This window comes from Vibrio cholerae (assembly GCF_008369605.1).
Lineage (GTDB): Bacteria > Pseudomonadota > Gammaproteobacteria > Enterobacterales > Vibrionaceae > Vibrio > Vibrio cholerae.
This window is the reverse complement of sequence record NZ_CP043554.1, coordinates 1,186,245-1,200,241: the sequence shown is the minus strand read 5'-3', so window position 1 is coordinate 1,200,241 and position 13,997 is coordinate 1,186,245. Positions and strand designations below refer to the sequence as shown.

Genomic DNA, 13,997 nt, shown 5'->3' with positions numbered 1-13,997 from the left:
ACGATGTTCTCGATTAATGTCAGATACAAAAATATTAATCGCTCCCTGACGCAATTTTGTGTTTATATGAGCGAACAAAACACTGAATGCACAACAAAAGAGAATTATGGACAGGTTTGACGAAAGAATATTGCACGAGCTGCAACTCGATGGCCGAGTCTCGAATGTAGAGTTGGCAGAACGCGTAGGGTTATCGCCCTCCGCCACCCTGCGTCGCGTGCAAGATTTAGAGCGTAAGAAAATCATCAAAGGCTATCGTGCGGTATTGGATAAAAACCAGCTTGAGGTCGGTTTTATCGCGTATGTGGCGATTGGCTTAAACAGCCATACCAAGCAGTCACAGCTCAGTTTTGAGCAGCATGTACGCTTTGCTAAAGAAGTGGTGGAATGCCACAACATCACCGGCATGAACGAATACTTACTGCGCGTGGAAACCAAAGATCTGGTGGCTTATAAACGCTTCCATGCCGATGTGCTTGGCGAATGTGCGGTAGTCAAATCCATTACCACCATGGTGGTGATGGATTCGCCAAAAGATGAGCGGCAGTAACCGTGCTGATCACGCACGAATCCACTCTCGTCTCTGTTTAAGGAAGCAATTGATACTCTTGCTCAGAGACACTCTCTAGCCATTCGTTACTCGCCCCTTGCGCAGGGATCGCCACCGCAATGTGCGAAAACCAGCTGTCTCGCGCTGCACCATGCCAGTGCTTTGTGCCTGGGGCGATATAAACAGTATCGCCAGGATGCAATTCCCGTGCGGGGCAGCCCTCCTCTTGGTACCAACCTCGCCCAGCCGTCACCAGCAACACTTGCCCACCTTGATGATGAATGTGCCAAAAATTGCGACATCTCGGCTCAAAGGTCACATTAAAAACCGGCAAATCAGTCTGGTTAAGCAACGCTAAATAGCTGACACCAGAAAAGTAATTAGCGTAGGCTTGGTTTATCTCACCCAATGGAAAACAGCTCACTGAAGACCATTCTTGTAGTGAAGACAGCACTTGGGATCGACGATCGGCAGGATGATGACTCATGATGAAAATACCTCTGAGATGAAATTAAGATTTAGTCAAAACACCTCCATAAGCTATGCCCTCAACCGCTCATTACGCTAACCTATTTCTCGCGAATGATTGCCTAAAAATCCAAAATGGAATTTTTCCCCTTTGTCACAGCTCACAGATAAAGACACAAAATACGAAAATACCCATTAATAAACAGTAAGATGTAAACAAAAAACACAAAACACCTACTTATTATGTGTCATCTTAAGCTTATCTAATCCTCTTCACATTCATACGAGAGATGCTATAAATACTCTAGTTTTCGCACCTAAATACCACAGAGCCCATATGCAACCTCTTCCTAACATCTCGGCAGCCACTCGTCTCCTCGCTTCACAGATTGAGCAATGGACAGGTCAGAACAACCAGATGGAAACTGCGATCAGCGGCCTGCGGCTCAGCCGTTGGACAAGTGAAACCCAACCGGTAAGCTACACGCACAAATCCAGTCTTTGCCTGATCGCACAAGGGAAAAAGCGTGTTTTTCTCGGTGAAGAGTGCTTTGTATATGATGCCAACCATTTTTTGATTTCCTCAGTCGATCTGCCCGTGATTGCCAACATCATGGAAGCCAGTGAAGAGATCCCCTACTTGGGGATCATTCTTGAGTTAGATATGCAGGAAATTTCCCAGTTGATTGTGGACAGTCAATTTACTTTTGAGCCCAATCATTCGCCGTCACAAAGTATTGCTGTAGGTCAGCTATCCCTTCCGATCTTAGATGCCTTTACCCGACTAGTCGCCTTACTTGATGAACCCGCCAACATCAACATTCTTGCGCCTCTCATCAAGCGCGAGATTTTCTATCGGCTATTGCAGACTGAACAAGGTGCTCGGCTGAGCCAGATTGTTGCTCCCGGCAGTCATAGTCATCAAATTTCCAAAGCCATTGATTGGCTCAAGCACAATTTCGTCAAACCTTTGAATGTCAGCCAGCTTGCCAACTCAAGTGGGATGAGTAAATCCGCGTTTTACACCCACTTTCGCGCAATGACGGCGATGACTCCACTGCAATTTCAAAAGAAGCTCCGCCTCAGTGAAGCTCGCCGTTTAATGCTCGCTGAAAATATCGATGCCATGACTGCCACCTTTAAGGTTGGCTACGAAAGCCCGTCACAGTTTAGCCGAGAGTACAGTCGACTTTTTGGATCCCCACCAGTCAAAGACATCAAAACACTGCGTACCGCAAACCTGCTCTAAATTCGAATACAAGATACAAGATGCATGATGATCATTTCATTCGTCCAGCAGCGCTAACAAGAAATAGGACACATGGAGGATTAAGCAATCAATCCAACTAGCAAGATGACAACTGGATTTATAAAACTATATAAAACAGTAAATTAGATTAAATCCAATAACAAAAAATGAATGGCGCGATAAAAGCCAAATCATCGATTAGGAAAAATAGGCAAGAATCAAAGAGGATTGGATATTCAGTCACTCCCCTTAACTGCGTAAGATGAACCACAAATAGAGCCATGCTTGCCCGAACTCAGTTTGAAAATGGCAAGCCGCAGGCTTAACTCATCGACCTTAGAGAAGGAAGTGACCATGCAACTCGATTTTTCCTACTACAACCCAACCAAAATTCATTTTGGTCGCACCGCACTTGAAAAACTGCAAGATGAACTCCCTCACTATGGCGAAACCGTCATGCTGGTGTATGGTCGCAATGCGATAAAAACCAATGGTCTTTATGACCAAGTGCTCGCCATGCTCAGCGCTGCGGGGAAAAACGTGGTGGAATTATCCGGCGTAATGCCGAACCCAACTTACGCCAAAATGATGGAAGGTGTTGCCAAAGTTCGTGAACATAAGGTGTCCCTGATTTTAGCTGTCGGTGGTGGCTCAGTGATTGACTGTGCAAAGGGCATTTCCGTATCAGCCTATTGTGAAGGCCAAGATCCATTCCAAAAATACTGGGTAGAGTTTCAAAATGTGGATCATGAGATCGTTCCTGTAGCCTCAATTCTGACGATGGTCGGAACAGGTTCAGAAATGAATGGCGGCTCGGTGATCACTCATGAAGCGATGAAATACAAAGCGGGGCGCGTATTTCCTGCCAACGTGTTTCCAAAGTTTTCGATTCTAAATCCAGAATACACCTTCACCGTACCTCAATATCAAATGGTATCCGGTGTGTTCGATACCATGTCACACCTGATGGAACAATACTTCTCCGATCAAGGCGCCAACACCACTGATTATGTGATTGAAAGCCTTTTAAAATCATCGATCGATAACTTACGGTTAGCACTACAGAACCCGCAAGATTACGAAGCGAGAAGTAATTTGATGTGGAATGCAACGTTAGCACTCAACACAGTCACAGGGCTTTCCAAGAGTCAGGACTGGCAAGTCCATATGATTGAACATCAGCTCGGAGCTTACACAGATTGCGCACACGGCATGGGATTAGCGGCGATTTCGTTGCCTTACTATCGCTTAATTTACCCCTATGGATTGGAAAAATTCGTGCGTTTTGCCACTCAGGTTTGGGGCATTTCACCAGAAGGGAAAAGCCCAGAGCAAATCGCTCAGGCCGGACTGGATGCGCTAGAACACTTCACGCAGGAATGTGGCATTGTCACGTCATTAGCCGAGCTGGGAGCAACCAAAGCTATGCTGCCTGAGATTGCACAATCGACGATTATTTTTGGTAACGGTTATAAAACGCTAACCAAAGAAGAAGTGCTCAACATCCTCGAAGCCTGTTATTAATCTGACACCGGTTCAAGGGCTACGCTCATTTTCCACTGCCTAGAGTGGAGCCCTTACAAAAAAACGCCTTCCAAATGGAAGGCGTTTTCATATCAAGCCCTGATGGGTCTCGACTATTCCGTCAACTCACCGGCCAATTCTTCGGCGAATTTCTGCTCCGCTGTTTTGGGCTTTTCGGTTTGCGCAAAACCGCGTAGCCCCACCACATGTACGTGCTCGTGATCTTTAAACACTTTACGTACCAGTTTGTAAGTGGTGCCCTTCTCTGGGCTGATGTTCTCTGGCGCAGCAATCAGTAACTGCATATCCAGACGCTCACACAGCTCAAACAAGGTGGCGATGGATTTGGCATCCAGACGCGCGGCTTCATCGAGGAACAACAGGCGACACGGCACAATATCTTTACTGCGCAGACGACGCGACTCTTCTTCCCAGCTCTGCACCACCATCAGCAGGATTGACTGACCGGTACCGATCGCTTCACCGGTCGACAATGCGCCCGATTCCGCTTGCAGCCAACCATCCGAACCACGGTTGACTTCCACACTCAGCTCTAGGTAGTTACGGTAATCCAGCAGCTCCTCACCCAGCACTTGCGCTGAACGTTGACCCATATCGATGTGTGGGTTCACACGTTGGAACAGCTTGGCCATCGCTTCTGAGAAGGTGTAACGCGCACTTTCAAACAGATCTTTATGTTGCGCTTGCTGCTCAGACAATCCTGCCAGCAGGATTTCATGGCTCTCACGCACTTTCACATTTAGGCGCACACCGTTCACCTGACCAAAGGCGATGTTCGACAAACCTTGGTTGAGCATGCGAATACGGTTTTGCTCACGCTGAATGGTTTTGCGGATGATGCTGGCTACCGAATCTGAACTGATCGCCAAACGCTGTTCACGCTGGGTCAACTCTTCGGTCAAACGAGCCAGCTCCACTTCCATCTCTTCAATCGCTTCGACCGGATCGTCGGTGCGAATGATGTCTTGACGAATGCGCTCACGCAGATGCTGATACACCGCAATGTAGAACAGCACTTTACGCTCAGGGCGTGAGTTGTCTTCCGACTGACGCAGTGCATCGCGCAGATCTTCATTGTTGGCGACCGCTAGACGCAGCGCACCCAAGGATTTATCCGACATTGAACGCAGTTCATCGGCCGACAGGTAAGCCAGCTCACGCTTGTGCAGACGACGTTCAACATCATTTTGGCGCGCAAGACGCAGTACCGAGCACCAGCCCGCTTTCGCGTTCACCACGAAAGTGCGCAGATCTTGATAATCTTTCTCGACTTTCTTCATTCGCTTGACCAGCGCTTTCATTTCCAGCTCAGTGGAGGTGATGGTGCGTTCGTATTCACTCTTACGGCTGCGCGAAGTGTGTAGACGCTCTTGCAGCTCATCGCGGCGACGCTGAGCACGTTCAATCGCACCTTCGTCAGCATGCACACCAAACTCTTGCAGCTCTTGTTTGAACTCTTGCACCGTTTCCAGCTTAGCTTGGTGCGAACTTTTCAGTGACGCCAATAGCTGATTGTATTGGCTGAGCTGAGCTTGCGCCTGTTTCAGCTCTTCACGGCTGCGGGTACGTTCACTTTCCGCCTGCACCAATTTTGCTTTGAGCTGTTCACTCAGCTCACTGCTTTGGTTAAGCAGATCTACCGAGTCGAAATAAGCAAAGTGGTGACGGCGTTCAAGCAGATCCGACAGCGCAAAAATTTGCGCTTTGAGTTGCTGCAGTGCTTGGTCCGCTTGCTGGTATTGCTGCTCCAGCGCATCAAACTGCTCTGGGTCGGCATCGAGTACCGCCGCCACTTTTTCCAGCTCGCTGATGGTACGGCCATGCGCAGCGATAAAGGCTTTGGCCTCACTCAGCTGTTGCAACTTCTCTTCAAGCTCGTGGTAACGCGCTTCGAGCGACTCTTCGTCAAGTAGACTCATTTGCGGCGCGAGTTTGTCTAGCGCAGCTAAGGCTTGTTTGCTCGCTTGCAACTGGCTACGCAGTTGCTGCTCTTGCGCTTCAAATTCGCTGATGGAGCGCAGCAGTTGATTACGCTTATCGCGCGCATTCGCTAAGGCTTGTTCAGGGTCGGCATCAAACGCCACTTGCAAATGCATCGCCACAAACTGGTTGAAGCTGGTGTACAGACGTTGCAGCTTTTGCGAATCGAACGAAGCTTTGGCGTGTTGCTCAACCACGTCATCACGCTCTTCTCGCAGCAGCTCTAAACGCTGCTCACGCGCCGCGCGGCCAAACAGTGGAATGGCTGGGAAGCGCGAGTAGCGCATTTGGCGCTGGTTAAGCTGAACGCACACCGCACCTTCCAGCTCTTCGGCATTGAATGAGCTGTCATCAAACGCATCTACATCGCCTTCGATGAGGTAGAGATCTTCCGGACAGTCATCCAGTTCAACCAGTTTTTCTTTGATGCCAGAGAGATCCGATACCACAATCGCGTGACGCGCAGGACCGTACATCGCGCTGAAATACGGCGCATCATCAATGGTGATGTCGTCATAGATTTCCGACAGCAGCACACCGCCGAGCGTGTCCGCCAGACCTTTCAGACGCGGATCGTTAGAGCCCCCCGGAGACGCTAAACGCTCAATTTCGCTATCGAGTTTCGCGCGGCGCTCGGCGAGCTTATCTTTCGCCATGGATTGGGCTTTTTCCAGCTCCAATACTTGCTGCATGTGCGCCATGACAGATTGGCTATCGGCCAGTTCTGCACCACTTTGCTCGCGTAGCGTTTCTAACGCATCGTTAGCTTTGATCCATGCTGGCGCAATCGACTCAAAACGGGCGATTTGCGTTTGCAGCTCTTGCTCTTGATGGCGCAGTTGACCACGTTGTTCACGGCAGTTTTCCTGCTCGGTTTCCAGCTCTTCTAGCAGTGCAGAGTGGCGCTCACGCTCTAACTCGACGGTCGCGGCATCATCCAAGGCCACCATATGTTGTTTGTGGTATTGGGTTGCCAGCTCACGCACGCTGCGTTGCTGCTCAAGTTGACGCTCAAGGTCTCGTTGTTGTGCTTGCCACTGCGCTTCATTTTGCACCACATTTTGGGCTTCACGCGCTTGACGGATCACTTGCTGCGCTTGCTTCGAAGCTTCACTGCGCGCTACCTCACCCAGTACGCGTTTCACCAGTTCAAACGCATGGTTGAACTGCTGCGCCGCGGCCGAAGACATATCCAGCTTGTGTTTAAGTGCCAACAGTTCGCTGGTGCGCGTTTCCTGCTCCGCTTTCAGTTGAGTTGCTAACGCTTGCGCACTTTCCGCAGTGAGTTCTGGCTTATCCAGTAAGCGGCGCGCTTTATCGAGCGCTTGCACGGCTTGTTGGTATTGCAGAGCACGGGTTTGCTGCACATCGAGGGCTTGCTGATAATCGGCCAATTGCGATTTGAGGCTATCGACTTCCTCTTCGCTAATGATCGCACGCTCTTCAGCCTGCATCACTCGTTCATTGGCTTCTTCGACCACCATCATCTGCTCTTCGAGGCGGAAATTCAGCTCTTCGAGATCTTCTTGATAGCGTTCAATTTTTTCTTGCTGACGCAGCGCGTTTTGCACCAATTGCAAGTGGTCAGACGCGCCTTGGTAATCTTGCTCCAGCGCCGACTCTTGCTCAACCAGCAGTTCTAACTCTTCGTGAACACGGTTCAGCAAGCTGTTTTGCTCAATCAGGGTTTCACGAGAAGAGAATAGCTCACCGCGCAGAACCAAAGTTTGTCCCACTTTGTTACGACGATCATTGGCGTGGCGCATGTAGTCCGCAGCCACATAATTGGTCGATTCGGTGATCAGGTGTTTGAACAGATCGCGATCCGCTTGCGTGGTCTTGATCGCTTCCAGCGTCATGCGGTTTTCACGCAGCGCGGATTCCATATCTTGGAAGGCTTTTTTCACTCCGCCATTTTGTGGCAGCAGATAATCACGCAGTGAACGGGTGATCGCGCTGGAAATACCGCCATAAAGCGAAGCTTCAATCAAACGGTAGAATTTTGAACGGTCTGAGCTGTTACGCAGTTTTTTCGGGATCACGCCAAATTCAAACATCTGCGCGTGGTAGTCGACAATCGACGGGAAAGATTTGAAATGCGCGCCTTCAATTTGACCCACGGCATCTTTCACTTCATTGATTTGGCGAACACGCGCATGTTTGTCGGACACGGTTTCGACCAACACATCGGTCGGTTTAACATGACTTGGCAAACCTTGGATCAAGAAAGGTTTGATGTCGACTTTCTTATCGCGTCCCGCCACTTGTTGCAGCTTCACCGCAAACAGTAAACGTTGGTTACGTGAGTTCACCACATCCAGCGCCGCGTAACACGCCCCCGCTTGCAGCTTACCGTACAAACCTTTATCGCGTGACGCTTGCGAGCTCCCCGCTTCGGTGGTGTTACGAAAATGGAGCAGGCTTTGGTCTGGGATCAAAGCGGTGATAAACGCCGCCATGGTGGTAGACTTACCCGCACCGTTACCACCAGATAAAGTGGTCACTAAATTATCAATGTCAAAGGTACGCGCAAAGAAGCCGTTCCAGTTGATCATGGTTAGCGATTGATATTTACCTCGTTCAATCATGCTTCATCTTCCCACTCGGTTTGCTCTTCGTCGTACTCAGCTGTTGGGTTTTCCAACAGGCTTTGCTGGCTTGGTTCTGGGGTATGCACCACGGCTTCACCATCACGGATTAGGCGTAGCTGCGCTTCACGCAAATCACCGCCCAAACGCACATCCGCACCAAAACGAAATACCGCTTCAGTGATGCGGAATTTGCCCGTATCACCAATGGTGATCACCATTCCGAGGCGACGTAACCGACGCAGCGAGGTTCGCACTTTTTCAAACAGCTTCTCGCGATCCAGATCCGAGCCGCTGGCACGGTTGGTCACTAGCTTCATCAGCTTCTTCTCTTCCACCAAGGTCAACAGCTCATCGTACAGCTCTTGGTTAGTGAAGATGCCTTCATGCGCTAAACGCTCAGGGCTCAAATAGAGGAAACAGAGCACTTTACCCACCAGCATATCCAGCTCAGAGAGCACACTGCGGTTGATAAGAGAAGTGGAACGCGGACGCAGATAGAAGAAGCCTTCCGGCGCGCGTACTAGCTCGGTGTGGTAGCGTTGATAAAACAGCGCCAAATCCGGCTCAAAATCCGACAGGAAGGCGTGGTTGTCCAAATCGTCACTGGAGACATGACGCCCCGCTCGCAGCAAACTGTCTAACGCTGGGAACAGCGGGTTCGCAATCGCTTTGGCCAGATTCTCTGGCATGTATTCATTAATATCGGTCGATGACATTCGCTTGTACCTTTGCGCCAAAATCGTTGATCGCCGTCCAGTCAGGCTGGATAGCGCGGTAGTCGGACTCGGAGTAACCCAGCCTTACCGCTTGGTCGACAACCATTCGGGCTAAATCGAAATGATGGGTTCGTGGATGGCTAGCTAGGTAATCACGCAGCACAAGGGCTAAATCAATCGCTGCGCCTTGCTCTTTATGCACTTTCAGCATGTCGCCAATCCGCTGCGCAAGTTCATCGTTCACTTGTTGCAGCTCTTCGTATTCCACTTCCATCGGCACATGACCGGTAACTTCTTCGTCACGCAGGGTCAAGGTTTCATCTCGCAGATCGGATAGACGTTCTGCATCGGCGTAAGTGAGATACCAAGGTTGTTCAAAATAGTCGTTCATTGACTGACGCAGACGTTGGCTGAACGCGCGGTTCTGGTCCATATCAATCGCGGTACGAATAAACTTGTGGACATGGCGATCGTAACCAATCCAAAGATCGATCGCTTGCTGCCCCCAGCTCGTGATGCGGTCGAGCTTCATTTGCAGCGCAAACAGCGTCTCTTCGATGAAATCCAATTCCAGATCGCCATACACGCACTCCTGAATATCGAGGATTTGCGTTTGCAACTCATCGCCTGCCGCTTGCAAGGTATCTTGCAGCTCACGCAGTGTGGCGGAAGTCTCAGACAGCAAGGCTTCACAGTTGTTGATCGCATCGCGCCAATCTTTATTCAGCAGATCCGCAATCTGCTCTTTGACCGATTGCTGCTGCTCATCCATCACACGCTGGTTAAGGTCGATGCGATCGAAGATTTCACTCACCGAATATTTGAGTACACCAAACACGTTTTTGCGCCAATGGGCGACACTGCCACCCTGCTGCGCTGATTCCACAGCTTTCGCCATCTCATCCGCCACCATAGAGAGTTGGATGGATAGTTTGAGTTTGGAAAATTCGCGATGACGAACGTAGTAATCGGTAATGCCGATCGCCAACGGCGTCAAACGGTAGATGCTGGCACCTTCCGTCATTTCGCTGGTAAAACGGCTTAATAAGCGCTGCTTGACCAGATCATTAATCGCATTGTTAGCCCGAAAGGCTGAGGCTTCTCCCGATTCTGCAAACAAGCGCGTGACTATCGCGAATGCATCGTGAAGTTCTCCTTCTCCGAGCTCTTCATCAAATCTTTCATTACTGAGCACAGCAATCGCGAGCAAAAATGCCAGCCGCTCAGTAGGCAGATTCAATGAGAAGTCATACTGTTTTACCCAAGTGACGAGTTCGTCGATAGGCTTTTGCACAGTATCCTGAGTAAACTCACTCATTGTGTGTCCTGTTATTGTTTTTTCTTAGCCCATACGTGAATGTATCGACCCAATGAGAGGTAAGGCTCCTGACGGCAGAATTTGCGCTCCAGTGCCACCAAATCCTCATACTGGTATTCGCCCATGTTTTTCATGTTTCCGATGTAATCACTGAAACAACGAATACCGGATTTCCCGCAGATCTCAAAACCCGATTCTTCGATCCATTGGTAGACCTCTTCGGGGAGCAAGCCTTTCTGCGGTTGTAATTTAAACCGTTTGCGGTGCGGCATATCCTCTAGCACGTGCGGAATGTTGCCACACACGGCGTTTTTGTAAACCAAACCGTGATAGTTGTAAAACATCACCGACACCATGCCGCCCGGTCTGACTTGCGCCAGCAAATTTTGCAACGCCGGTTGGGGTTCCGCTAACCATTCCATCACCGCATGAAACAGCACCAAATCCACGGGCGCATCAAGGTGTGCTTGAATCGTCTGCACTGGTGAATGGACGAAGCGATACTGCTCAAGCAGGCCATTGTTTGCAATATCCTGTTCGGCCAATTGCAACATTTCCGAAGAAAGATCACAGAGTGTCACTCGATGCCCAAGGCGAGCGATTTTTTGCGATACTTGCGCCAAGCCGCCACCCGCATCGAGCACGTGCAAGGGAACTTTTTGCGTGTCCAGTTGACTGAGAAGCTGCTCCAAATCTTCCCAAACAATGACTTGGCGGATCTCACCTTTGTCAGAACCGTATATATTTTTTGCAAATTTGTGGGCAATATCGTCGAAATTGCGATCTTCTGTCACAGTAGCTTGAGTTATGATAACGAACCGTGCCTGCTATTCTGTCATACGAATGGCAGGAATAAAGAGGCTTCGACTCTTTTTATAATCAAGTGCTGTTTTTTCGGACTGTTTTCTCTATGTTTGAGCTGAAAAAAATATTTTCTTCACTGTTGATGCCTCTGCCAGCGCTGCTGATCATTGGTTTCGTGGGCCTGATGTTGATCATGTTCACGGCAAAACGTAAAACTGGCTGCCTAGTGGTGTTATTCTCCCTCACTGGGCTATTTCTGGTTTCCTTTCAACCCGTGGCGACTCGTTTGTTGATGCCACTTGAACGTACTTACACGGCATTTTTACCCGTAGAAGGTACTCTTGACTACGTGATGGTGCTCGGGAATGGCCATGTCATTGATGATGATATTCCCCCCACCTCCGAGCTTACTCGTGCTGCGCTCATGCGCTTAACAGAAGGCATTCGTATTAGTCGTATGTATCCGGGTTCGAAACTTATCCTCTCCGGTTACGCTGGCGGCAGCGAAGTTAGCCATGCTCGGATGATGGCGCGTGTCGCTTTGGCGTTAGGCGTGCCTAAATCGGATATTATTTTGCTGGAAACCGCTAAAGATACTTGGGAAGAAGCGCGCCAAGCGGCCGCTTTCGTGCAACAAAAACGCATGGTGCTCGTCACCTCAGCCAGCCACATGAAGCGTGCGATGCGTGAATTTGAATCGGCGGGCTTAACACCCATTCCTGCCCCGACCAATTACTTAGGCCACCTCAATATTATTCAGCCTTGGGATAAATACATTCCAAGATCGCGCTATCTTGAGCAAACTGAGCAGTATTGGCATGAAACTTTAGGACTGATGTGGCAAACCCTGCGAGATACTGTGGCAGGGGATAGCGGTGAGCCTGTGCTTACTCCACCGGTGGTTGAAGAGGCACCAAGCGCACCTTAGTCTCATCCGCTTTAGGGATCATAAGTAGCATTAAAAAACTGGCATTTAGCCAGTTTTTTAATTTTTACAATGCAGAAAAGAATAAGGACACTTTCGAAGTTTAATCTCCAGCAAACATGTACCCTTCGCCGTGAACCGTCACAAAGATTTGCGGGTTTTTCGGATCCATTTCCATTTTGGCGCGCATACGGCGGATCAATACGTCAATCGTACGGTCGTTTGGCGCATCCACACGGTGACTGATCATGTTCAAAATCCGCTCACGGCTCAGCACTTGATTAGGATAAGAAGAAAGCGCAACCAACAACTCGTATTCCGCTTTAGTGAGCTTGACTGGCTCACCGTTACGGCTTAATGCACGGCGCTGAACATCGAACGTCCACTCACCAAAATGCACCAGTTTGTCATCGTGTTTGTCGGTAATTCTCTCTCGCTGTGCGAGGGAAATTCGCCATAATAAGTTTTTTACACGAACCTGAAGCTCGCGTAGGTCAACAGGTTTGGTGACATAATCGTCCGCGCCCATTTCGAGGCCAACGATTTTGTCGATACTGTCGGTGCGTCCTGTCACTAAAATAATGCCAATCTCCGACTGGCTGCGTAATTCTCGCGTCAATAACAGACCGTCTTCACCGTGCAAATTAATGTCCAGCAAAACCAGATCGATGTCATTGAGCTCTAACGCTTCTCTCATCTGTGCGCCACTTTCTGCTTCCGTCACTTGGTAACCTTCATTTTGAAAGTAACCACTTAACTTACTTCGCGTGACGAGGTCATCTTCAACCACAAGTACGTGATAGCTCATAATGCACCATTTTAAATAACTGGATGTATCGCAGGGTTATTCTATTCATATTTGTTAATAACTCGAGAAAAATCGTGAGAAACCTCACTTTTTCTTGATGCAAAGCAAACTTCTTTTAACAGATTAACAACCTATTCTTTTCTTTTCACAAACTGTCACAATCACCGTGATAGCTGTTCATTTTTATGGTTTAGACTAAGCACACATCGATTGGGAGTGCAGAGATGATGCAAGAACTGAAAATCCTCAATGAAAAGCGTGCTGAAATCTATTGGTGGCTGTCGAGCCTGTTTTTTAAAGAACTGAGCGAGCAAGATATTGCTCGCTATCACTCAGCAGAAGTTCGTACTTTTTTAAGCGGGCTCGCTGATGAGCAAAGCTTGAGCCGCGAAGTTAAACACTTGGTCGAGGCGCTCAATCGCTTGCAAGATCGCCAAGATGCACAGCTGGAGCTCGCTGCAGATTTCTGTGATCTCTTTTTGAAATCAGACCGTGATTCCGCCCTGCCCTATGCTTCTGTCTATGCCGATCAAGGTTTACTCAATGGCAAGCCTGCGCAGCAAATGCGTGAGTTACTCAGCGCACATGGGGTTAAGGTTGAACAAAATCTCAATGAGCCCGAGGATCATCTTGCCATCCAGCTCGATTTTTTAGCGCATCTAGCAATCAGTGCTAACCAAATTGAGCACTCAGCACAACTGAGTTTAGCGCTCCAAGCTCAGTCCGACTTCATAAGTCAACACTTACTCACTTGGCTACCTGCCTTTGCTGAACGTTGCACTCAATTTGATGCTTTCGGATTGTACTCAGCCGCCGCTCGTTTAGCGTTAGCCTTTATTCAGCAAGATAAACACTGTCTTGATGAGCTGATCCAAGAGACCCATTAGCCAGACAGGCAAAGCGGAAAGCCAGCCTATTTTATCTATCCCAAACGGCTTCGTGTGGTAGCCAACACCACGGCAGGGTCAAATAGGAAGGGGATAGACGAATTAATTGTGAAATGGCTTATAGTTTGGTGAATGAATTTCGTTGCGACGGAGAGA

General features: G+C 49.1%; 11 protein-coding genes. 5 read left to right on the top strand and 6 right to left on the bottom strand.

Features of this window, described 5'->3' with window-relative positions; all coding sequences use genetic code 11:
* Window positions 1-106: 106 nt before the first annotated feature.
* Entirely contained in the window at window positions 107-550 is a 444-nt protein-coding gene (locus F0316_RS05745) for an Lrp/AsnC family transcriptional regulator (RefSeq protein ID WP_000373557.1), read from the top strand.
* Window positions 551-587: 37 nt separating this feature from the next.
* Here the strand turns inward: F0316_RS05745 and F0316_RS05740 are convergent, their stop codons facing one another.
* Window positions 588-1,037 carry a cupin domain-containing protein gene (locus tag F0316_RS05740; protein WP_000018070.1) on the bottom strand — a complete coding sequence of 150 codons (450 nt, stop codon included), beginning with the start codon at window positions 1,035-1,037 and terminating at the stop codon, window positions 588-590.
* A gap of 318 nt (window positions 1,038-1,355) precedes the next feature.
* Here F0316_RS05740 and F0316_RS05735 point away from each other — a divergent pair, with 318 nt between their 5' ends.
* Together F0316_RS05735 and F0316_RS05730 are read left to right on the top strand one after the other, a co-directional pair.
* Window positions 1,356-2,267 (top strand): AraC family transcriptional regulator, encoded by a 912-nt coding sequence (locus F0316_RS05735; protein ID WP_001182769.1) that lies wholly within the window; start codon window positions 1,356-1,358, stop codon window positions 2,265-2,267.
* Window positions 2,268-2,621: 354 nt separating this feature from the next.
* Complete coding sequence (locus F0316_RS05730; RefSeq protein ID WP_001175467.1) at window positions 2,622-3,791, top strand: iron-containing alcohol dehydrogenase; 1,170 nt, start codon at window positions 2,622-2,624, stop codon at window positions 3,789-3,791.
* 113 nt (window positions 3,792-3,904) lie between these two features.
* Here the strand turns inward: F0316_RS05730 and mukB are convergent, their stop codons facing one another.
* Genes mukB through cmoM form a run of 4 tightly spaced genes read right to left on the bottom strand, consistent with a single transcriptional unit; the run spans window position 3,905 to window position 11,211 of the window.
* On the bottom strand, window positions 3,905-8,380 hold the full coding sequence (gene mukB, locus F0316_RS05725; RefSeq protein ID WP_149560285.1) for a chromosome partition protein MukB: 4,476 nt from the start codon (window positions 8,378-8,380) through the stop codon (window positions 3,905-3,907).
* Complete coding sequence (gene mukE / locus F0316_RS05720) at window positions 8,377-9,099, bottom strand: chromosome partition protein MukE (protein ID WP_000099365.1); 723 nt, start codon at window positions 9,097-9,099, stop codon at window positions 8,377-8,379. Before mukE ends, mukB begins: the two co-directional genes overlap by 4 nt.
* Complete coding sequence (gene mukF, locus F0316_RS05715; RefSeq protein WP_001288878.1) at window positions 9,080-10,417, bottom strand: chromosome partition protein MukF; 1,338 nt, start codon at window positions 10,415-10,417, stop codon at window positions 9,080-9,082. Before mukF ends, mukE begins: the two co-directional genes overlap by 20 nt.
* 11 nt (window positions 10,418-10,428) lie before the next feature.
* The gene (gene cmoM / locus F0316_RS05710; protein WP_000133901.1) at window positions 10,429-11,211 is read right to left on the bottom strand and encodes a tRNA uridine 5-oxyacetic acid(34) methyltransferase CmoM; all 783 of its coding nucleotides are present in this window, start codon (window positions 11,209-11,211) and stop codon (window positions 10,429-10,431) included.
* A 116-nt stretch (window positions 11,212-11,327) separates the two neighbouring features.
* Here cmoM and elyC point away from each other — a divergent pair, with 116 nt between their 5' ends.
* Window positions 11,328-12,149, top strand: coding sequence for an envelope biogenesis factor ElyC (gene elyC, locus F0316_RS05705; RefSeq protein WP_000462426.1), 822 nt, complete (start codon window positions 11,328-11,330; stop codon window positions 12,147-12,149).
* Window positions 12,150-12,249: 100 nt separating this feature from the next.
* Here elyC and torR read toward each other — a convergent pair whose 3' ends face one another.
* The gene (gene torR, locus F0316_RS05700) at window positions 12,250-12,954 is read right to left on the bottom strand and encodes a two-component system response regulator TorR (protein ID WP_149560284.1); all 705 of its coding nucleotides are present in this window, start codon (window positions 12,952-12,954) and stop codon (window positions 12,250-12,252) included.
* 224 nt (window positions 12,955-13,178) lie between these two features.
* Here torR and torD point away from each other — a divergent pair, with 224 nt between their 5' ends.
* Window positions 13,179-13,841, top strand: coding sequence for a molecular chaperone TorD (gene torD / locus F0316_RS05695; protein ID WP_000983167.1), 663 nt, complete (start codon window positions 13,179-13,181; stop codon window positions 13,839-13,841).
* Window positions 13,842-13,997: the final 156 nt, after the last annotated feature.

Excerpts from the sequence above, each read along its gene's own strand:
- F0316_RS05745 (WP_000373557.1), top strand. The coding sequence starts at position 107 with ATGGACAGGTTTGACGAAAGAATATTGCACGAGCTGCAACTCGATGGC.
- F0316_RS05740 (WP_000018070.1), bottom strand. The coding sequence starts at position 1,037 with ATGAGTCATCATCCTGCCGATCGTCGATCCCAAGTGCTGTCTTCACTA.
- F0316_RS05735 (WP_001182769.1), top strand. The coding sequence starts at position 1,356 with ATGCAACCTCTTCCTAACATCTCGGCAGCCACTCGTCTCCTCGCTTCA.
- F0316_RS05730 (WP_001175467.1), top strand. The coding sequence starts at position 2,622 with ATGCAACTCGATTTTTCCTACTACAACCCAACCAAAATTCATTTTGGT.
- mukB (WP_149560285.1), bottom strand. The coding sequence starts at position 8,380 with ATGATTGAACGAGGTAAATATCAATCGCTAACCATGATCAACTGGAAC.
- mukE (WP_000099365.1), bottom strand. The coding sequence starts at position 9,099 with ATGTCATCGACCGATATTAATGAATACATGCCAGAGAATCTGGCCAAA.
- mukF (WP_001288878.1), bottom strand. The coding sequence starts at position 10,417 with ATGAGTGAGTTTACTCAGGATACTGTGCAAAAGCCTATCGACGAACTC.
- elyC (WP_000462426.1), top strand. The coding sequence starts at position 11,328 with ATGTTTGAGCTGAAAAAAATATTTTCTTCACTGTTGATGCCTCTGCCA.
- torR (WP_149560284.1), bottom strand. The coding sequence starts at position 12,954 with ATGAGCTATCACGTACTTGTGGTTGAAGATGACCTCGTCACGCGAAGT.
- torD (WP_000983167.1), top strand. The coding sequence starts at position 13,179 with ATGATGCAAGAACTGAAAATCCTCAATGAAAAGCGTGCTGAAATCTAT.